Here is a 20,788-nt window from a genome sequence, read left to right as displayed (position 1 = left end):
AGGCGGATGGAGGGGTTTTTCCTTTATAATGAAAAAATCTCATCCTAGCATATAATTATATAAATGAAAGAGAGGATTTATGAATAAAAGTGCAATTTTACATTTAAGTGAAAGCTTTATGGCCTATGCCATAGGTGAAGACGAACTAAATATAAGGTTGAGGGCTGGTAGGGAAGATGAAGTCGATGTAAGCCTGCTTTACACATACAAATTTGACTACCCGCACAGCTGGCAGGAAGCTAATATGGAGAGGACCTTTGTCGATGAGCTTTTTGCTTACTATGAGATAAATATAAAAATAAAAGATAAGAGATTTGCCTATATTTTCAAAATAGAAGAAGCTAATAAGACTTATTACCTAAGTGAATATGGACTCGAAGAGACTTATGATCTTGATAATTTTTACTTCACATCATTTCACATGCCATATATCAACGAGGCAGATATTTTTAAGCCAGTCGAATGGATGAGGGATGCTGTATTTTATCAGATTTTTGTCGAGAGATTTAATAGGGGGAATTTTGACAAAGATGATACCTATATCAATCAAAAATGGCTAGACTTGCCATCTCCAAAGTCTTTTGCAGGTGGCGACCTTAGGGGAATTACTGAAAAACTAGACTATATTAAAGAATTGGGTATCAACTGCCTTTATCTGACTCCGATTTTTAAGTCACCGAACAACCACAAGTACGATATAATTGATTATTTTGAAATTGATCCGCATTTTGGTGATAAAAAAGACTTTAAAAAGCTTGTCAATAAGGCCCATGACTTGGGTATAAGGATTGTCCTAGATGCAGTTTTTAACCACATGTCCCACCTAAATCCTATCTTTGAAGATGTGAGGGAAAAGGGAGAAAAATCTAAATATTACGATTGGTTTTATATTGATGGAGATAAGGCTGATATAGAAAAGATAAATTACCAGACCTTTGCCCATGTTTATAATATGCCCAAGCTTAGGACTTCAAATAAGGAGGTCCAAGATTATTTAATAAAGGTAGGCAAGTATTGGATTGAGGAGTTTGACATAGATGGCTGGAGACTTGATGTGTCAGATGAGGTTAGTCATGATTTTTGGAAGAGATTTCGTAAGGAAATCAAAAGTGCCAAGGCTGACGCTGTAATAATTGGTGAAAATTGGCACAACGCTGAGACTTTCCTAAGAGGTGATGAATTTGATTCTATAATGAATTATGCCTTTAGTAAAATAAGCCTTGATTATTTTACTAAAAAGATTGATGCAAAGAAAGCAAGTGATTGTTTTAATATGGTTCAGATGAGAAATAGAAATCAGGCAAACATGATGATGCTAAATCTACTTGATACCCATGATACACCTAGATTTATTACAGAAATAAATGGGTCTAGGGATAAACATTTGGCAGCGATAGCTTTAAGCGTTGTGTATATGGGAGCTAACTTAGTCTATTATGGAACAGAAATTGGCCTAGAAGGCAAGGGAGACCCAGATTGCAGGAGATCTTTCCCTTGGATTAGTCTAGAAAAAAACATATCCTATCTGGAAAAAATCAAGGAAATCCTAAATATAAAGGGCCACAGGGCCATAAGAGATGGTAAGATTAAAATTTCAAGCAAGGATGATATTTTATTAGTAGAAAGATTTGATAGTGAAAATAAGCTAAGCCTTGCTATAAATTTAGGCGATGATCTAGATTTTGACCTAGGCGATTCAAATATTCTAGCAGCTAATAAGTATGAGGATAAAAAGTTAGGAGAAAATTCCTTTGTAATTTGGGACTAAGGTAAAATTATTTTATTTTTTAAAAGATAGGCTTAGGCTTGTCTTTTTTCTTTGCCTAGAAAAGGTAAGATTAATAATTAATAAGATAAAAAATAAGGAGTATTTATGGAAAATGATCTAAGCCCTGATAAAATTTTACCAAGGGCGATTGATACTTATTGGAAAAAATCTCAAATGCCGATCAAGAAAACAATGATTTTATCCTTTTTTGCAGGCATCTTTATAAGCCTAGCGGCAGTGGCTTCTAGCCTTGCCTCAGCCCACTTGCTTGCAAGTTCTGAGACCTTGCCTATGGGTAAATTTATCCAAGGCCTTGTCTTTACACCAGGTCTAATCTTTGTCATGGTCGCAGGCGGTGAGCTTTTTACTGGCAATTGCCTGATGGTCTTTGCTCTCTTGGACAAAAAAACCACCCTTAAGACCATGCTAAAATCATGGCTTTTAGTTTATTTGGGAAATTTTGTAGGAGCCCTTTTTATAGTGATTCTGCTCGCCCAATCTGGTCAATGGCTACTGGGAGATGGCCTTGTTGGAGCAAGGACAATTTTAATAGCCCAGGCAAAAATAGACTTATCCTTTAGCCAGGCCCTTATCCTGGGGATTTTGGCCAATTTTTTGGTGTGCTTGGGTGTTTGGATGGGACTTGGTGCCAAGTCTTATGGGTCAAAGCTAATAGCTGGATTTTTCCCAGTGCTAATATTTGTTCTTTCAGGTTTTCAACATAGCATTGCCAATATGTATTATATACCAGCAGGAATTATGGCTAAAAATATAGAAAGTCTTGCGGCAAAATCTGGCCTAGGTCAAGAGGCTCTAGCTAGTCTTAATTTATCTAACATGATTTTTAAAAACCTCCTGCCAGTTACAATTGGAAATATTATAGGTGGGGCCATCCTTGTTGGATTTTTGTACTTTTTAGCCTATAGGAAAGAGGCTTGATATGGAAAAAGATATAAGATCAACTAGGAGATTCTACCACACAATAGCAGAACCAGGATTTTTGGAATTTAGGACCACAATTAACATCATAAAAAACCTAAAAGAAATCGGGGTCGATGAGATAAGATTTGGAAAAGAAATCCACAGCCCTGCCTACATGTACGGCAGGCCTAGCCCTAAACAAACAAAAGCCTACGCAGCCACAATAGTTGAAGAAGTAGATTTCGATATAAGAGAAATCCTAGAAGGTTACACAGGGGCAGTGGCAAAAATTTATACAAATAAGCCGGGTCCAAATATTGGCTTTCGTTTCGACATAGATGCCCTAACAATCAGAGAATCAAAGGAAGAGGCCCACAGGCCAGCAAAAGAAGGCTTTAGGTCAAAGAATGATAAGACCTGCCATGCCTGCGGTCACGATGGCCACCTGTCAATTGGCCTATTTTTAGCCAAGTGGCTTGTAGAAAACAAGGAAGACCTAAAGGGAACTTACACCCTAATTTTCCAACCAGCCGAAGAAGGCCTAAGGGGAGCAAGGTCTATGACAGAGGCAGGAGTAGCTGACAACCTAGATTATCTATTTGCAGGCCATTTGGGAATGGGAGTAGAAGATGGGAAAATCTGCGTTGGGACAGGAGGCTTTTTATCATCTATCAAACTAGATATAATATTTAAGGGCCATGCCTCTCACGCAGGTGCCCTCCCAGAAGAAGGAAAAAATGCCAACCTAGCCGCAGCAACAGCCACCCTAAATCTCCACACCCTAACCCAATTTTCAACCGGCATGGCCAGGATAAATGTAGGAGTAATAAGGGGAGGTTCAACCAGAAATTCAGTATCAGATAGGGCAGTCCTAGAAATGGAAACCAGGGGAGAGACAGAAGCCATCAACCAGACTCTGGTAAAAAGAACCTACGACATAGTAGAAGGAGCGGCCAAAGCCTTCGATCTAGCCTATGAAATAAAAACAGTAGGATCGGCCCCAGCTCTTTTAAAGATAGAAAGTGAATTTTATAAAGAAATAAACGATATGCTAGGAAAACGAGGCTACAAGACCTTCCTAAATGGCAAATTTAAAGCCTCAGAAGATGTAGTCTACTTCATAAACAAAGTAGAAGAAAATGGAGGCAAGGCAGTCCACTTCATATTCGGAAGCAAACTAGCAGCAGGCCACCATAAGGATAGTTTTGATTTTAATGAGGATACTCTGGATGAGGCCTTGGGAGTTTTTAAAGAAGTTATAAGATATTTAAACTGAGATTTATCCAAGATAAAGGGATTTTAGGGGGGGCCCTAAGACCCTTTTTTTATTATCCAAGATAATATTATTATTTACTTTAATTCTTCGTAATGTAATCTCATAATTAATTATATTTATATACTATTGAATCTTCGTAGTAAGGGGAGGCCCAAGGACCCTTTCGCATGGGTCCTCATCGGCCTCCCCTTAAACCCCTCCCCGTTACACCCCACAAGCGACTCCTTAGCGGAGTGCGGATAGTGAAGCTTGCCTTCGGCAAGCCACTCTTTTTAGACAGAACTCTTCGTAATACCTATTCTAATTCTAACTGATTTTGACATTCCGATGCCTAAAAATCTCAATCTAGTCCACATTTATGTTTTGTATATACTCTACATCTCAGTAGTTACAGAATTTTAATTTTAACTCGTGCGTCAGGAGATTTTCTTAACGGCATCTCCATTTACAAAATCTCCCGGCCTTGGGAGATTTGTTCTGTATTCTGAGAGGATATTAACGTCATAGTAGTTATTAGGCTCGTTTGCTTTCGCAAACATTGCGATAAATGGGTCTAAAATACTAATCTATTGGGAGATTTAAAATAAAAAGTCACCGTAAAGAAAATCACACTGACAGCCATACTTAAATAATAATTTTGTTAATACTAAGATGACAAGTAATTACAAAAATACAATTTGGACTAGATTGTGATTTTTAGGGGACTTTTTATTTTAAATCAGTATGAATAAAGCTAGATGAATACGAAGTAATCCACCATAATAAAGAAGATTTTTGAAAAAAATCTTCCTGTTTCGCACTCCGCTAAGGAGCCGCTTGGAGGGTGTAGCGAAGAGGGGGGGTAAGGGGGAGAGCGGTGAGGGAACATGCGGAACGTTCCCTTGGCTCTCCCCCTTTGGCGAAGTCATCAGCTTGATGACAATCATTTATTATGTGATAAAATAACGAAGAAAAACACTAAATAATAATAATTCATTAAAAAATGAGCAAAAAAGGGGATTTTAAAAGGGGCTATAAGCCCCTTTTCCTATAAATCTTTCGGTTCTTTTATTATAAATGACCCAATGATGAAGGTTGCTGATAAGATTGCTGTTGCCATTAGGGCAGTTTTTTCTCCTGCTGAATGCTGAATCATTACTATTATCTGGTAAGCTATGGTTTCTAGTATGTAAACTAAGGACCAATATACGCTCATGATTTGGGTTAGTTTTTCTGAATACATGCCCGGAATCTCTTGTGGGATTAGGACGAAGTTTGTTAGTGGTACATACATTATTGTTCCTAAAGCAAGGGCTAGGATTGTTGAAAGTGTCGCATTTGTTGAATTTATTAGGGCTATGGCTATGATTGTTGTTAGGATTCCTGATACTTTTAGGGTTGGGACTCTTTTTGTTAATTTTTTTGCTACTATTATTGATAAAAGAGTACCGATTAGGGCTCCTGTTGTAAATAGGGTTGATATTTTGCTTGCTGGTATTGGTGAAAAGTTGGTGTTTGGGAAAATATTTAGCATGACCATATATAGGGTCAAGTGGCCAAAATACATGGTTGGCATGATTATGGCTATTTTTTCCTTAAAGGCATCTTTTAGGTTAAAGTCTAGGCCATCACTTGTTTTTGTTGATGAAATTTCAAAATTTTCACCAAAGATTAGCCAGAGGGCGAAGATTATAAAAGATACGATAGCAAAGGCTACTAAAGCCCACCTACCAAGTCCTAATAATTTTATGACTGGTCCTATTAGAAGGAGGGCTAGGATTGATCCAACATTGTAGGATACGTTATTTAGGGCATTTACCACTGGTCTTTGGTCTGGGTGGAAGTAATTTACTACTACTGGTGAGAAGTAGACTACAAAAAGCGCTCCACCAAAGCCCATGATGAACCTTCCTATTAGAAAAACAGGAAAGGACTGGGATAGGGCTGCAAGCATGGCTCCTGCTGGTATTAAGAGGGATGCTAGGCCTATAGATTTTTTGGGAAATAGCTTGGCAAAGATTGTAGCAGCTATCAGGTTGCCCAAGATTTTTGCTAGGGTTACCACATTATTTATAAGGCTAACAGCGTGAGGGCCTTCCACATTAAAGGCATTTAGGATATTGGGTGTAAGTTTTGAACCTGCTATCCAGTTGACTGCAAAAAATGCGTAGGCTAAGAACATAAGTCCTTCAATAATTACTGATTTAATTTTTAAATTTTTTTGCTCATTCATTTTTAACTCCTTATCAAGATAATTATACCCAATTTCAAATGAATTTTATCGGTCTTGCCGTATGATAATTTTATGATGAAAATATATAAAGAATTTAGTGAAGATTTAATAAAATTTATTGACGCATCTCCTCTAAACTATTTCGCAGTTAAAAATGCTAGCGAAATCCTAGAGGGGGCTGGCTTTAAGAGACTTTCTGAAAAAGAAATTTGGGAATTAGGAAGGGGAAAATATTATGTAATTCGTGATGATTCCGCTCTTATAGCCTTTGAAATTGGAAAGGACCCAAGGGAAGGCTTTGAGATAATAGGATCTCACACCGATAGCCCTGGTTTTAAAATCAAGTCTAATCCTGAAATAGGAACAAATGGCTATTTAAAGCTAAATATCGAACCTTATGGTGGCATGATTCATTCAACCTGGCTTGATAGGACCCTATCTCTTGCTGGAAAGGTTGCCTACAAAGATGGTGATGAGATTAAATATTCTCTTGTAAATATTGACAGGGACCTTTTAACAATTCCAAATGCAGCCATCCACATGAATAGGGAAATCAACAAGGGTTATGGTTATAATCCTCAAGATAAGCTTTATCCTCTTGTAAAAACTATAGGGGATGCTCTTGAAGCGGATGGATTTATTCTTAAACTTCTTGCTGAGGAGCTTAAAATAGATGAGGATGCCATCCTTGACTTTGACCTTGGTCTTTATGATAGGCAAGCTGGGGCTATTATTAACGATATGATCCAAGTAGGAAGGATTGACAATCTTGGTTCTGTCCACGCCTCTCTTAGGGCTCTTGTGGATTCTAAAGAAGGGACCAATAAGATGATTATCTTAAATGACAATGAGGAAATCGGATCAAGGACTAGGGGAGGAGCGGCTTCTAATTTCTTAAAGGTTGTGCTTAAGAGAATTGCCCTCAAATCTGGACTTGATGAGGAAGGCTACCAAATTATGGTGGAAAATTCTATGCTTATTTCAGCCGACCAAGCCCACGCCATTCACCCATCTTATCCAGAGTATTCTGACCCAACTAATATTGTAAAGATGAATGAGGGCCTAGTAGTAAAAATTGCTGCAAATGGGGCCTATGCTTCCTTTGTGGAAACTAAGGCAAGGCTATTTGACCTAGCAAATAAATTGGGTCTTAAGCTACAGACCTTTCACAACAGGAATGACAAGACAGGTGGGTCAACCATTGGGCCAATCACAACTACAGTTCTTGGCCTAAAGACCATAGATGTTGGAATACCAATGCTTGCCATGCATTCTATTAGAGAGCTTTGCGGCATGAAGGACCATTACGAGGCATACGAAATTTATAAGGGATTTTTTGAGGAGATTTGAGATGGCAATAGTAGAAGTAGCCCTTGTGCCACTTGGCACCAAGGAAACATCAGTTAGTAAATATGTAGCAGAAGCTGAAAAAATCCTAAAGGATGAGGGTCTAAAATATAAGCTAAATCCTATGGGAACAGTAATTGAGGCAGATTGTGACAAGGCCTTTGCCGCCATTAGAAAGATGCAAGAATCAGTCTTTGCTAAGGGAGCAGATAGGGTTTACACAGTCATAAAAATTGATGATAGACGTGATAAGAAAGCCTCTATGGAGCAAAAAATAAAATCAGTTGAAGATAAGCTGTAAAAAGAGCCTTGCAGATTTGCAAGGCTTTTTTAGACTTTAAATTAGATTTGGCCAATCATCTTTAAAATGATTTGGGCAATAATAGCTGAACCTATGTAGGTACCCAAGATTACAAAGATAGAAAGTAGGATAATTTTTGGTCCGGTTTTCTTTAGATTGTCTAGATTTTCACCAGTGTAGATACCTGCGTAGGCAAGGATTGGTGTACAAAGGGTTGTAAAATCTACATTTCCTGTATGGTAGCTAATAAAGCTTGATAGGGGAAAGGCTGGGATTGTGACGATTGTCGCTAGGGTTACTATATAGGCAACAGCTGGGATTTTGCCAGGCATGATTTCTGCTATTCCTATGCCAGCTACAGAAATAAGGGCTAGGATTAAAACTCCAGGTATACCTTGGAGGGGGCTGATGCCAGGGCCTATCCAGTTGGCTATGACTGATATGGCTGCTGTTATCAGGAGGATATAAACTTTTTCTTTAAATTTCATAGCTATTTTCCTTTCTTTTTGAAGACTTTGTATAATTTTTCTGCAAGCGGTAGGGCTAAGAATACTGACATATAAATTCCATCAAGACCTGATAAGAGGTTAGAGGCAGCTCCGAAGGCTGTAATCTTATCTGCCATGTCTGGAAATAATTCTACCAAGGATCCTACTGAGGCTGTCATCATTGATGCAGATCCTACTCCTGAAGCCATAGCTAGAGATAGGGGATGGAGAGGTGTTGATGTAGCTAGGATTGAGGCAATTATTCCCATAAAAATTGTACCAAATACTGTACCTACTATATAAACTCCGAGTACTCCTTCGCCTTCTGGACTATCAAGGCCGTATTTTTCAGCGATTAGGGCTACGTTTGGCTCCCTGGATATGGAGTGGGCCCCGCCTATAACTTCTCGATTTAGGCCTAAAAGTATACCAAGAGGGACACCAAAAAATACTGTTCCTAAGTTACCAAATTCTTGGAGAATTAGGGCTGGGGATGATTTTATAACTGTATCTATGGTTGGGCCTATGGTTGTGCCGTATTTGGCCATCAAAAGCATGAGGGTTATAGAAATTAATTTGCCAGCCTGGCCCATCTCTTCTTTTTTTGAGATGTTTAAAAATTTTGGTGTAGTTAGGACACCGATAATTAGGGCAAAGAGCATAGGAAGGAGGACTATAGTTCCTATTCCTATATCAAAGCTGTGTTTACCAATTAATTCTGCCACTAGGACTACTCCTAGGGCTATGATGTGCAGTTTAAATTTTTTCATTTTTTTCCTTCTTTCAAATACCTATAAGCAACTTCTGCAAGGATGCCTGTTCCTATATAAAATGTGCTTTCTTCTACGTCGAATTTTGAATTGTGATGTGGATAGATTTTGCCATCTTTATTTTTTTTAAGGTTGTTAAGGGATAGGAAAGTACCTTTGGCTTCCTTTAGGAAAAAGGCAAAGTCTTCGCCACCCATAGATGGATTTGCTATCTCAATAACTTTATCTTTACCAAGTAAATCAGTGGCAATATCTTTAACATATCCTGTAAAGTCATCGTCATTTATAAGGCTTGGGTAAAATCTCTTGTATTCGAGGATTCCCTCGCACCTAAAGGCCTTGGCTATATTTTCGACAATTTCTGCCATTCTTTTTTCTACAAAGTCCCTGGTTTCTTCATTGAGATTTCTAACTGTGCCCTCCTCCCAAACCTCATCTGGTATGATATTTTGGCAGGTACCGCCGTGGATTTGGCAGATAGAAATGAGGGCGGACTGGGTTGGGTCAAGCTCTCTTGAGATAATCTTTTGCAGACCCAAATTAATTTCACTAATGGTTGCAATCGGGTCAATAAAAGAATCCGGTCTTGCCCCGTGGCCACCGTGGCCCTTCACCCTGATGATAAAGGCATCCATAGAGGCCATCATTGGGCCTTTTTTGTAGGCTATAGTGCCTTGGGGTAGATTACCAAAAATTCCGCCTTCATGAAGGCCAATTACCCTGTCTACCTTAGGATTTTCCATACATCCTTCATCAATCATTGGCTTGGCGCCGCCAGGAATTTCTTCACCTGGTTGGAAAAATATCTTGACTAGGCCATCAAGCTTATCTTCATTTTCCTTTAGAAGCCTGGCAGCCCCAAGAGCCATGGCTGTGTGGCCATCGTGACCGCAGGCGTGCATACAGCCTTGGTGGGTCGATTTAAAATCAAGGCCAGTTTCTTCTGTGATTGGTAGGGCGTCCATGTCAGCTCTAATGGCTATACATTTGCCCTTGTAAGTTCCAATTTCAGCCACTAGAGCATTGCCATTTACCAATTTTTTGTATGGGATGCCTAGAGATTTTAGTTCTTCTTCTACGTAGGCCACTGTCTTTGGTAAGTTTAGTTCAAGCTCTGGAATCTTATGGAGATTCCTTCTATCCTTGATGATAGTTTCTTCAATTTCTTTGGCTAGGTCTAAAAAATTCATACAAGCTCCTTATAATTAATTAGTATACACCCTTTTTTATATTAATTCAATAAAGTGATATCTTGTCATTGTGACTTTAAAATTGAAATAACTTAATTAGCGATAAAAATTAGCATTAAAATTATATTTAAGTATACTGTCCATAAGACATTGGAAATTTTTTTTAAAAAACATTGTTAAAAAAATATCCATGTGTTATAATAGTAATAAATAATTTTCCTAAGGAGGAGAAATGAAAAAATCAAAAACACTTATCGCTTTAGTCCTAGCAGGTCTTATGATGACCTCTTGCGGTGGTAGTAAAAACGGCGACGATAAGGAAGAAACAAAGCAAGCAGCCGAAAGACCACTAACAGTAGCTATGGCTACAGAGATAGATTCCCTTGACCCATTTAAGACTACTGCAGGGGACACAAAAACAATGACAGATCAAATCTTTGATGGTTTGGTAGATGTGGATGAAGATGGTAATCTTGCTCCAGATTTGGCAGAGTCTTATGAGATTTCTGAAGATGGACTTACATATAACTTTAAGCTTAAAGAAGGTGTCAAGTTCCACGATGGATCAGATTTTTCTGCAGATGATGTATATTACACCTTGGATAAACTATCAGGTCTTACAAGCGGTGAGCCTTTGAGCAGTAAATTTACTGGAATTGTAGAGATGAAAGTTATTTCACCTACAGAAATCACTGTAAAATTAAAGGAAAGAGATAATAGTTTTATCTACTTATTAACCCAAGCTATGGTCAAAAAAGATTATGAAGATAACCAAAATAAGCCTCTCGGTACAGGCCCTTACAAGTTTGTATCCTATACACCAGGTGAAGGCTTAATTTTGGAAAGATTTGATGATTACCATAGAAAAGACCACGTAGCTAAGATTAAGCAAGTAAATATAGTTAGAATAGCCGATAACCAAGCTCTAGTAATGGCATTAAATAACAAGGAAGTAGATCTTGCTTCAAAGCTTACAGCTGATGAGCTTGAGCAAGTAAAAGAATCAACAGATTCATACTCTCACCCACAAAACTTAGTTCAAGTACTTGGAATAAACAATGGAGTTAAACCGTTCGACGATATTAGAGTAAGACAAGCCATAGCCTATGCTATAGATAAGGATGAAATAATAAATTCTGTAGGTGGAGGAAAGGCCACAAAACTTTATTCTTCATTCTCACCAGCCCTAAAAGATTATTATAATGAATTTGATGAGTTTTACCCAACAGATGTAGAAAAGGCTAAGGAATTATTGAAAGAAGCCGGATATCCAAATGGCCTTGATATCAAAATAACAGTACCAAGCGATTACAAGTATCATATGGATACAGGAGAATTAATCCAAGCCCAACTTAAAAAAGCAGGTATAAATGCGACAATAGATCCGATAGAATTTTCAACCTGGCTTGATAAGGTTTATAAGAAAAAAGATTTTGAAACAACAATAGTTGGATTTATTGGCTATATAGACCCAATTAGAATATTAGACAGATATGTGTCATCTAGCGAGAAAGATTATATCAATTATAAATCTGAAGCTTTTGATAAGGCAATCGAAGATGCAAAATCAGCTGTAAATAGGGATGAACTTATCAAAAATGTTAAAGATGCCCAAGAAATCATAGCTAAAGACTGCGCATCTGTATTTATACAGGACCCTAACGACAACATAGTCCTAAATAATGGCTACACAGGTCTTAAGACCTACCCAGTCCAAAAACTAAACCTTGAAGATGTAACTGGCAAGTAATGACTAAGGCAATAATAAAAAAGATAGTTTCGCTTATCATGACTTTGTTTTTTGTCTCACTTCTTATATTTTTTGTATTTCAGATAATAGGGGGCAATCCCGCTGAGATAATCTTAGGAACTGAGGCAGATCCACACCAACTCCTAGCTCTTGAAAAAGAGCTAGGTCTTGATAAGCATATCTTTGAAAGATACATAAATTGGATTTTAGGACTTTTTAGACTTGATATGGGCATGAGCATCAAATATCAAATGCCGGTGAGCGAGCTTTTTTTAAAAAAGCTACCTGTAACCATGTGGCTTACCTTTTATTCATTGATTTTATCAATAATAATAGCCATTCCCCTATCAATACAAATTACAATGAAGGCTGATAAGTGGTATGCATCTATAATTACTGCAGTGACCCAACTTGGTATATCAATTCCTTCTTTTTGGTTGGCATTTTTGCTAATTCACGTATTTGCAGTAAGACTCGGCCTATTTTCAACCCTGTCTTTTAATATAATGGGCGGAAGCTTCTTGGATAAGCTTAAGAATTTCTTCCTCCCATCCCTTGCTATAGCAATACCAAATGTGGCAACCATAATTAGGTACATGCAGGCTGCCCTTCTTGATGAAATCAACAAGGACTATGTAAGAACAGCTAGGATGAAGGGGATGGAACTAAGGGAAATCTTATACAAGCACGTTTTAAGAAATGCCTTAATTCCAGTAATTACAGTAATTGGAATGTGCCTAACATCAGCAGTTGGCGGGTCACTTATAGTGGAAAATGTATTTTCCCTACCAGGAGTAGGTTCTCTAATTGTGGCCTCAATTAGCTCTAGAGATTTCCCACTTATCCAGTCGGTAGTACTTGCGGTGGCATTTTTGGTAATCTTTATAAATCTTATAATAGATATAATTTACGGCCTAGTTGACCCAAGGATTCGAGGTGGCAGATGATTAAAGAAAATAAAAATTCGATAAGGATTGGCAAGGCAATCATTGGCCTTTATTTTATAATCCTTATTATTTCAATATTTTGGACGCCTTATGACCCAAATAAGGTAGATACATCTATGAAGCTCTTATCACCAAGCCTAGCCCATCCTTTTGGCACAGACAATATGGGAAGAGATATCCTATCACGCCTTATGGAAGGGTCCCAATACGCCCTCATCCTTTCCTTTGGAACAGTATCCTTGGCCCTTTTCCTAGGTTCAATCATAGGGGCAAGTGCTGGATATTTTGGAGGAGCTATTGATGAAGTTTTGATGAGATTTATAGACTCACTCATGGCCTTTCCAGGCATACTTTTTGCCATGATGCTTGTAACTGTATTTGGGGCAGGGATTGTCAATACAATTCTAGCCATTGGAATTATGTCAGTCCCATATTTTGCAAGGGTTGTAAGGAGTGGATTTTTGCAGGTTAAAAATGCTCAATTTGTAAAATCTGCAGTTGTAAAAGGGGCTAGTCCTCTTTATATTGCCATAAACCACATCCTTCCAAATATCAAAAACCAACTCATGGTAGCTATTGTCTTATCAGTATCTCAGGCCATCCTTGCCGAAGCAGGCCTTTCCTACCTAGGCCTTGGAGTTAGGCCACCAAACCCATCTTGGGGCAGGATGCTAAAAGAAAGTCAAGCCTATTTTAACCAGGCACCTCACTATTTCATCTTCACAGGCGTTTGCCTAAGCCTAGTAGTATTGGGCTTTACCCTTTATGGAGAGAAATTCAGGTCAGAAAGATTGAAAGAGAAGGCAGCAAGATGAAAAAAATCCTAGAAGTAAAGGACTTAACAGTAGCCTTTAATACTGTTAATGGAGATAAAAATGCAGTTAACCACATATCCTTTGACCTTTTTGAAAATGACTTTGTAGGCCTTGTAGGCGAATCTGGCTGCGGAAAGACTGTAGCAACTCAGACAATCTTAGGTATTCAATCAAAGGATGCTATTATAAAGTCAGGTTCATGCAAGCTTCGTGACATAGAAGTCCTTGGCCTATCTGATAAGGATTGGAAAAAATACAGGTCTAGAAATATAGCCACAGTCTTCCAAGAACCAGGCTCAGCCCTAAATCCCCTAATGAAAGTGGGGGCCCAAATCGAAGAAGTCCTAAAAATCCACTATGATTTTGACAAGAAAAAACGCCAAGACCTTGTCTATCAAACCATGAAAAATGTAGGTCTAAGGGATGTAGAAGACCTATATGATAAGTATCCCCACGAACTATCAGGCGGCATGCAGCAAAGGATAGTAATTTGCATGGCCCTAATTGCAAACCCAAATGTCCTCATAGCAGATGAGCCAACCACAGCCCTAGATGCCAAGGTCCAAGCTCAAATCATCGACCTTTTTAAGGACCTAGGCCAGATCTATAAGGGAGCAATCTTATTTATAAGCCACGACCTAAACCTAATCGATAGGATTTGTAAGAAGGTCATGATTATGTATGCAGGAAGATTGGTTGAAAAGGGCGAAACAAGGGATGTAATAGATAAGCCCCTTCATCCTTACACCAAGGCCCTTTTAAAGGCTGTGCCAAATTACAAAAAAAGGGGAGAGACCCTATACAATATCAAAGGCCATGTCCCAGATTTAAAAAATAGGTCAAATGAGGGTTGTCCATTTGCAGATAGGTGCGACCACACCATGGATATTTGCAAGAAAACTTATCCAGCAGCCTACATCAAAGACAATCATGAGGTTCATTGCCACTTGTACGGAGATCAAAATGACTAGTATCTTAAAAATAGAAAATATAAGCAAAATCTATAAAGATAGCGCCATCCTCTTTAGGAAAAAGGACAACCTAGCCCTAGATAATGTAAGTTTTGACATAAAAAGAGGAGAAATCTTTGGCCTAGTCGGTGAATCCGGCTCAGGCAAGACCACCCTTTCAAATATCATCCTAAGACTAATAAAAGAAACATCCGGCAAGGTATATTTTGAAGATAAGGACATAACAAGCCTAAGCAAGGAAGAGCTCTTAGCTTACAGGAGAAAGCTTCAAGTAGTATTTCAAAATCCCTACCAAGCCCTAAATCCCAAAAAGACCATAGGCTTTTCCATCAGGGAAATCCTAAAAATCCACAAGGTCTACACAGAAGAAGAAGGGGAAAAGAAGATAAGGGACATACTTGAAGAGATAGAGATGGAAAGCGATGTGCTAGATTATTATCCAGGCAACCTATCAGGCGGCCAAAAGCAAAGAATAGCCATAGCCTGTGCCCTAATAATAGAGCCAGAGTTTTTAATCATTGACGAAGGAGTATCCGCCCTAGATGTATCAATCCAGGCTCAAATCCTAAACCTAATTAAAAAACTTCAAAAAACCCACAACTTCACCTGCCTCTTCATTTCCCACGACCTAAACGTAATAGCCTATCTCTGTGATAGGATAGGCGTCCTTTATAAGGGTAGGTTAGTAGATCTATTCGAAACCAAAGACCTAGCAAGCTCAGACAGGGATGACTACACAAAAGAACTTTTTAAATCGATAAAAATATAAAAATTAAGCCTCCGATTTTGGAGGCTTTTAAAAACCCAGCCATAAAGCTGGGATATTTTTATTTAAGTAAGTTCATCCTCTTTGCTGCTTGGTATAAAAATATGCCAAGGATTGCGTTTATTAGCATGGCTACTAGGACTACTGGGTAGGATGGGATGAAGAGGTTTAGTTGTTTGGTCATGCTTAAGGCTATGGTTAGAAACATTGTTCCTGAAACCATTGTTCCTAGGGCAAAGATTAGGATTATCTTTGGGATTGAGAAGTTTTTATTCATTGCCTTTATTAGGTAGAAGACTACTAGGCTTGTGATTATCTTTTCGATGAAGTTTGGGATTTGGCCGCCTGGAAAGCCTGTTGTGAGCGCACTCATGATTCCTCCGGCGACTCCTAGAAGTAGGGCTTCTTTGACATCTCCTACTATCATTAATGATATAAACATCATTGATAGGAGGAAGTCTGGCTTTACTCCAAAAAAGATTCCTGGCACCATGAAGTGGAGGACTAGGCCTAGGGCCATGAAGACTGCTGATATGGTTAGATTTCTTGTTTTGATTGAATTTTGTTTTTGCATTATTTTACCTTTCTTTTCTTTTAATTAGGGGAATAAAAAAAGCTCACTCCTAATATATAGGAGCGAGCCTTAGCCCACGGTGCCATCCCTCTTGTCTAAAATTAGACATCTTTAGATACATACATATCCTATCCCTGTAAGGTGAGAAGCACCCGCTGGCTACTATTTTGATTCACCATTGATCTGCTAGATCCATTCACAAAAAATCTTACCCTGCAATTCTCATCTACCATTTACTTTCTGTTGGCTTAATTATTTGCTACTATTTCTAACTACGATTTATATTGATACTATAATACACTAAATTTATAATCTTGTCAAGCCTTAGATCATATATCTTATTAAGAATATGATTGCTAGGACATACATTACCCAGCTTACTTCCTTGTATTTGCCTGTTAGGACCTTGATTAATACGAAGGAAATCATTCCGAATGCTATACCTTCTGCTATTGAATAAGCTAGTGGCATCATGAGGATGGTCATGAAGGCTGGGAAGGATTCGGTGATATCTTCAAAGTTTATTTCTACTACTGTTGATAGCATGAATAGTCCGACTACTACTAGGGCTGCTGATGTGGCTTGGCTTGGTATTAGTGAAAATACTGGGAAGAAGAAGGCTGCTATTGCAAAGCATCCTGCACAAGCTATGGCTGTTAGTCCAGTTCTTCCTCCTTCTGCAACACCTGCAGAGCTTTCTACGAAGGTTGTGACTGTAGATGTACCTAATAGGGCTCCGAATGTTGTTCCTACTGCGTCTGCTAGTAGGGCCTTTGATGCGTTTTCTAGGTTGCCATTTTCATCTAGCATTTTTGCCTTGGTTGCTACACCTGTAAGGGTGCCAAGGGTGTCAAATAAGTCCACAAATAAGAATGAAAATAGGACTGAGAACATTTCTAAGCTAAAGACATTTGAGAAGTCTAGCTTAAAGGCTATTGGTGAGATTGATGGAGGGAGTGATACGAGTGATCCTTCTGGAAGGCCTGTTACTCCAAGGATTAGGGATAGGATTGTTGATACCAAGATTCCCCATAAGAGGGCTCCCTTTACTTTTCTTGTTGTTAAGACTACCATCACGATTAGGGCAAAGAAAAATACTATAGATTCTTTGCTTGAAATATTTCCTAAGGATAGGGCTGGTTCTGCTTTTTCTATAATGCCTGCATTTAATAAACCAATTTCTGCGATAAATAGACCAATACCTACTGATACAGCCTTTTTGAGTGTAGATGGGATTGAGTTAAATATTGCCTCTCTGACACCAAATAGGGATAAAATCATGAACAAAATACCTTCAAAAAATACAGCTGTCAGAGCAAATTGCCAAGGGTGGCCCATTTTCATAACGACTGTATAGGTGAAGAAAGCATTAAGCCCCATACCAGCTGATAGACCGAATGGAAGATTGGCATAAAAGCCCATCAAAAGCATTGCGATAATGGATGCTAGGATTGTAGCTGAGAATACTGCACCGTAGTCCATACCAGATTCTGATAGGATTTGTGGGTTGACAGCTAGGATATAGGACATTGTCATAAATGTGGTTATACCTGCCATTATCTCGGTCTTGATATTAGTATCATGTTTTTTAAGTTTAAAAGTTTTCTCTAAAAACGAAACTTTTTCCATAATTGCCTCCTTTTATTAATGATACGAGTCCATTATATTGTAAATTTTGTTTTTGTCATTAAATTTATATAATTTTTAACCTTTATTTTTAGCTTGATAAATATTATAATAGAAGTATGAAACTATCAATAGTTTATTAGACAAGGAAGGTATATGACAAGTAAAAATATCATACAATTAATAGTAATAATTATAGGAGTGATGATGAGTGCTTTTTTCTCATCAAGTGAGACGGCCCTGACATCGCTTAATGTATTTAAAATTAGACAATTAGAAGAAAATGGGGTGAAGAATTCATCCCTGGTTAGAAAGCTTTCAGATAATATCGGCAAGGTCCTAACGACCATCCTTATCGGCAATAATATCGTAAATATAGGGACAACTACTGTTGCAACCCTGTTTTTTACAGATCTTTTTGGTCCATCAGGGGCCTTAATTTCAACAGTTGTCCTTACAATTGTTATTCTAATTTTTGGAGAGGTTTCTCCTAAAAATATTGCCGCAGCTAATAGCGAAAAGCTTGCCCTAAAGGTTGCAAGGCCAATAAGCTTTTTAAATGTTATCCTAAAGCCGATATCTTTTATCTTGCAGGCTATAACTGGGGTCATTACTAAGTCCTTTATTGGTGATGATCAGCAAAGTGGAGATCAGGTGACAGAAGAAGACCTTAAGACAATTGTGGATGTTTCTGAAGAGCAAGGGGTAATCAACCTTGAAGAAAGTGAGATTATCAATAATGTATTTGCTTTTGGGGATAGCGATGTAGAAGATATAATGACTGCAAGGACCAATATGGAGGCTATTTGTGTCGATATAGAACAAGATGAATTAAAGGAATTTTTAAGAAACTCTATCCATTCTAGGATTCCTGTTTATGGCAAGTCTATCGATAATATCCTTGGCATCCTCCATATGAAGGACATCGTAGCCTTCATTGCAGAAGATAAGGACCTTGATATAGAAAAGATGATCAGGCCAGCCTTTTATGTTTATGACAATATGCACACCTTCGACCTCTTTAAGGCTATGCGTGGGGAAAATGTCTCCCTTGCCATTGTCACAGACGAATACGGCGGCACAAGCGGAATTGTCACAATCGAAGACATAGTAGAAGAGCTAGTAGGTGAGATTGAAGATGAGTATGACACATCTCACGATAAGATATATAAGATAAGTGACAAGGAATATTTGGTCAATCCATCAATCCACATAAATGACTTCAATGATTATTTTGATACAGACTTAATTCAAATCAAAAATGACTCTATAGGCGGCTTTGTAATCGACACCCTAGAAAAAATTCCAAAAGAGGGCGATGAAATCGAAATTGAGGGTATAAAGATAACAGTAATCAAAGTAGATAGATACAAGATAGAAATGTTAAAGGTAGAGTTTTCTTAAGGAGGAGAAAGTGAGAGAAACAGTTTATATCACAGGCCACAAGAAGCCTGATACAGACTCTATTATGTCAGCCATAGCCTACGCTGACCTTAAAAATAGGCTAGGAGAATATGATGCAATTCCTATAAGACTTGGTAAACTAAGCCAAGAAAGCCGCTTTGTACTTGAATATTTTGGTGTAAGGCCACCAGAAATCAAAGAAACAATGAAACTTACTGTAGGGGACCTAAACATAGATAAGGGCAATATTATCGACCCATCTATTCCAATCAGAAAGGCTTGGGATACCTTCCAACACGGAGCTACCAATTCCCTAACAGTAGTAGACTCTAAGGGAGAGATAGTAGGTATAGCATCCCTATCAAATATTACAAAATCCTACATGGATATATGGGATGATAAGATCCTCGGCAGGTCAAGTACTCCAATTGATAATATCATAGATGTTCTAGCTGGTAATATCATAAACCTACCAAAAGAGCCTAGAGAGCTTTCAGGAAAGATGGCAGTGTTTGCCATGAGTGGGGATGAAAAGGACCTAGAGGGTGTAGTCCTTGAAAATGACATAATCATATCAGGAAATAGGTATGCCTATTACAAGTATCTTCTAAATCAAAAGATATCACTTTTAATCCTAACCAACGGGGCAAGGCTTGATGATGAGGCCCTAGAAGTGGCAAAAGAAAACAAGGTTACAGTTATATCTACAGAATATAACTCCTTCATGGCTTCAAGACTACTTCCACTTACAATTCCTGTAAGCCATGTAATGACCACAGACAATCTAATTTATTTTAAAACCGACGATACCCTAGATACAGTTAGGGAAGTGATGGCCAAGTCTAGATTTAGGTCATATCCTGTAGTAGACCCAACTGATCAAGTAGTAGGCTCAATTTCTAGGTATCACTTGATTTCTTCAGATAAGAAAAAGCTAATCCTAGTAGACCACAACGAACGCAACCAATCAATAGATGATATAGATGAAGCAGAAATTGTGGAAATAATCGACCACCATAGGGTAGCAAATATCCTAACAACAGGTCCAGTCTTCTTTAGGGCAGAGCCAGTAGGATCAACTGCTACAATCATTTCAGAAATGTATTTAGAAAGTGGTATTAGACCATCTAAGCAAATCGCAGGTATCCTCTGTGCCGCAATAATTTCAGATACCCTTCTCTTTAGGTCACCAACTACAACAGATGTTGATAGGAGAATCCTTGATAGGATGAGCAAGATTGCAGATATCAACCCAGAAGAATTTGCAGACAGGATGTTTAGGGCAGGCACATCTTTAAAGGGTAAATCAGCCAAAGACCTAATCGAAGGAGATATTAAGACCTTTACAATCGGCTCTTCAACAATAAGAGTAGGCCAGGTAATGACCATGAATCCAGAAGAGCTAGTACCAATTATGGATGAGCTTAAAGAGCTAATGGCAGCTAAAATCAAGCAAAGGGGAGAAGATACCTTCGTCCTAGTCCTAACAGATATCTTTAACCAAAGAAGTGAGCTTTTAGTCGTAGGTGAATTCTATGATGCTATCCAAGAAGAATTTGGAGAAGTCACCAAAAATGGCACAATAAACGCTGAGGGAGTTCTCTCACGTAAGAAACAAGTAATACCAAAACTAACAGCAGCAATAGTCAAGAAATAACAAAA

18 protein-coding genes are annotated in these 20,788 nt (G+C 38.3%); 12 read left to right on the top strand and 6 right to left on the bottom strand.

From position 1 onward, the window contains the following. Positions 1-79 precede the first annotated feature (79 nt). The 3 genes from RRB46_RS02425 (at position 80) to RRB46_RS02415 (ending at position 3,965) form a co-directional block, all read left to right on the top strand. On the top strand, positions 80-1,768 hold the full coding sequence (locus RRB46_RS02425; RefSeq protein WP_297687704.1) for a glycoside hydrolase family 13 protein: 1,689 nt from the start codon (positions 80-82) through the stop codon (positions 1,766-1,768). Between the two features lie 105 nt (positions 1,769-1,873). After that, positions 1,874-2,707 (top strand): formate/nitrite transporter family protein, encoded by an 834-nt coding sequence (locus RRB46_RS02420; protein WP_311537339.1) that lies wholly within the window; start codon positions 1,874-1,876, stop codon positions 2,705-2,707. A 1-nt stretch (position 2,708) separates the two neighbouring features. Beyond that, positions 2,709-3,965, top strand: a complete 1,257-nt coding sequence (locus RRB46_RS02415; protein ID WP_297687708.1) for an amidohydrolase — start codon at positions 2,709-2,711, stop codon at positions 3,963-3,965. 1,027 nt (positions 3,966-4,992) lie between these two features. On the opposite strand, the gene RRB46_RS02410 is transcribed toward RRB46_RS02415, so the two are convergent. Continuing rightward, positions 4,993-6,177, bottom strand: coding sequence for an MFS transporter (locus RRB46_RS02410; protein WP_311537338.1), 1,185 nt, complete (start codon positions 6,175-6,177; stop codon positions 4,993-4,995). A 72-nt stretch (positions 6,178-6,249) separates the two neighbouring features. Here RRB46_RS02410 and RRB46_RS02405 point away from each other — a divergent pair, with 72 nt between their 5' ends. Beyond that, entirely contained in the window at positions 6,250-7,527 is a 1,278-nt protein-coding gene (locus tag RRB46_RS02405) for a M18 family aminopeptidase (RefSeq protein WP_296127310.1), read from the top strand. A 1-nt stretch (position 7,528) separates the two neighbouring features. Beyond that, complete coding sequence (locus RRB46_RS02400; RefSeq protein ID WP_265237538.1) at positions 7,529-7,825, top strand: MTH1187 family thiamine-binding protein; 297 nt, start codon at positions 7,529-7,531, stop codon at positions 7,823-7,825. Positions 7,826-7,866: 41 nt separating this feature from the next. On the opposite strand, the gene RRB46_RS02395 is transcribed toward RRB46_RS02400, so the two are convergent. The 3 genes from RRB46_RS02395 to RRB46_RS02385 are packed head-to-tail and all read right to left on the bottom strand — an operon-like array spanning position 7,867 to position 10,273. Further along, on the bottom strand, positions 7,867-8,313 hold the full coding sequence (locus tag RRB46_RS02395) for a DUF340 domain-containing protein (RefSeq protein ID WP_296127304.1): 447 nt from the start codon (positions 8,311-8,313) through the stop codon (positions 7,867-7,869). 2 nt (positions 8,314-8,315) lie between these two features. Beyond that, entirely contained in the window at positions 8,316-9,083 is a 768-nt protein-coding gene (locus RRB46_RS02390; RefSeq protein WP_296127302.1) for a DUF3100 domain-containing protein, read from the bottom strand. Beyond that, entirely contained in the window at positions 9,080-10,273 is a 1,194-nt protein-coding gene (locus RRB46_RS02385; protein WP_311537337.1) for a M20 family metallopeptidase, read from the bottom strand. Before RRB46_RS02385 ends, RRB46_RS02390 begins: the two co-directional genes overlap by 4 nt. 232 nt (positions 10,274-10,505) lie before the next feature. Here RRB46_RS02385 and RRB46_RS02380 point away from each other — a divergent pair, with 232 nt between their 5' ends. Genes RRB46_RS02380 through RRB46_RS02360 form a run of 5 tightly spaced genes read left to right on the top strand, consistent with a single transcriptional unit; the run spans position 10,506 to position 15,525 of the window. Next, the gene (locus RRB46_RS02380) at positions 10,506-12,023 is read left to right on the top strand and encodes an ABC transporter substrate-binding protein (protein ID WP_311537336.1); all 1,518 of its coding nucleotides are present in this window, start codon (positions 10,506-10,508) and stop codon (positions 12,021-12,023) included. Then, a complete protein-coding gene (locus RRB46_RS02375) occupies positions 12,023-12,970 on the top strand; it encodes an ABC transporter permease (protein WP_311537335.1) in 948 nt (315 codons plus the stop codon). The genes RRB46_RS02380 and RRB46_RS02375 overlap by 1 nt, the downstream gene beginning before the upstream one ends. Beyond that, on the top strand, positions 12,967-13,785 hold the full coding sequence (locus RRB46_RS02370; RefSeq protein WP_311537334.1) for an ABC transporter permease: 819 nt from the start codon (positions 12,967-12,969) through the stop codon (positions 13,783-13,785). The genes RRB46_RS02375 and RRB46_RS02370 overlap by 4 nt, the downstream gene beginning before the upstream one ends. Continuing rightward, positions 13,782-14,756, top strand: a complete 975-nt coding sequence (locus RRB46_RS02365; protein WP_311537333.1) for an ABC transporter ATP-binding protein — start codon at positions 13,782-13,784, stop codon at positions 14,754-14,756. Before RRB46_RS02370 ends, RRB46_RS02365 begins: the two co-directional genes overlap by 4 nt. Then, a complete protein-coding gene (locus RRB46_RS02360; RefSeq protein ID WP_311537332.1) occupies positions 14,749-15,525 on the top strand; it encodes a dipeptide/oligopeptide/nickel ABC transporter ATP-binding protein in 777 nt (258 codons plus the stop codon). Before RRB46_RS02365 ends, RRB46_RS02360 begins: the two co-directional genes overlap by 8 nt. Positions 15,526-15,583: 58 nt before the next feature. Here RRB46_RS02360 and RRB46_RS02355 read toward each other — a convergent pair whose 3' ends face one another. Further along, on the bottom strand, positions 15,584-16,096 hold the full coding sequence (locus RRB46_RS02355; protein WP_311537331.1) for a tryptophan transporter: 513 nt from the start codon (positions 16,094-16,096) through the stop codon (positions 15,584-15,586). Positions 16,097-16,420: 324 nt separating this feature from the next. Then, the gene (locus RRB46_RS02350) at positions 16,421-17,725 is read right to left on the bottom strand and encodes an NCS2 family permease (RefSeq protein ID WP_311537330.1); all 1,305 of its coding nucleotides are present in this window, start codon (positions 17,723-17,725) and stop codon (positions 16,421-16,423) included. Positions 17,726-17,878: 153 nt separating this feature from the next. Between RRB46_RS02350 and RRB46_RS02345 the strand changes: the two genes are divergently transcribed. Next, the gene (locus tag RRB46_RS02345) at positions 17,879-19,126 is read left to right on the top strand and encodes a hemolysin family protein (protein ID WP_311537329.1); all 1,248 of its coding nucleotides are present in this window, start codon (positions 17,879-17,881) and stop codon (positions 19,124-19,126) included. A 10-nt stretch (positions 19,127-19,136) separates the two neighbouring features. Beyond that, positions 19,137-20,783: a putative manganese-dependent inorganic diphosphatase gene (locus RRB46_RS02340; RefSeq protein ID WP_296127275.1), complete on the top strand. Its 1,647-nt coding sequence runs from the start codon at positions 19,137-19,139 to the stop codon at positions 20,781-20,783. Positions 20,784-20,788 lie beyond the last annotated feature (5 nt).

This window comes from uncultured Anaerococcus sp., from assembly GCF_963512375.1.
GTDB lineage: Bacteria > Bacillota > Clostridia > Tissierellales > Peptoniphilaceae > Anaerococcus.
The sequence above is the reverse complement of the archived record's forward strand: the minus strand, read 5'-3'. Positions and strand labels throughout refer to the sequence as shown.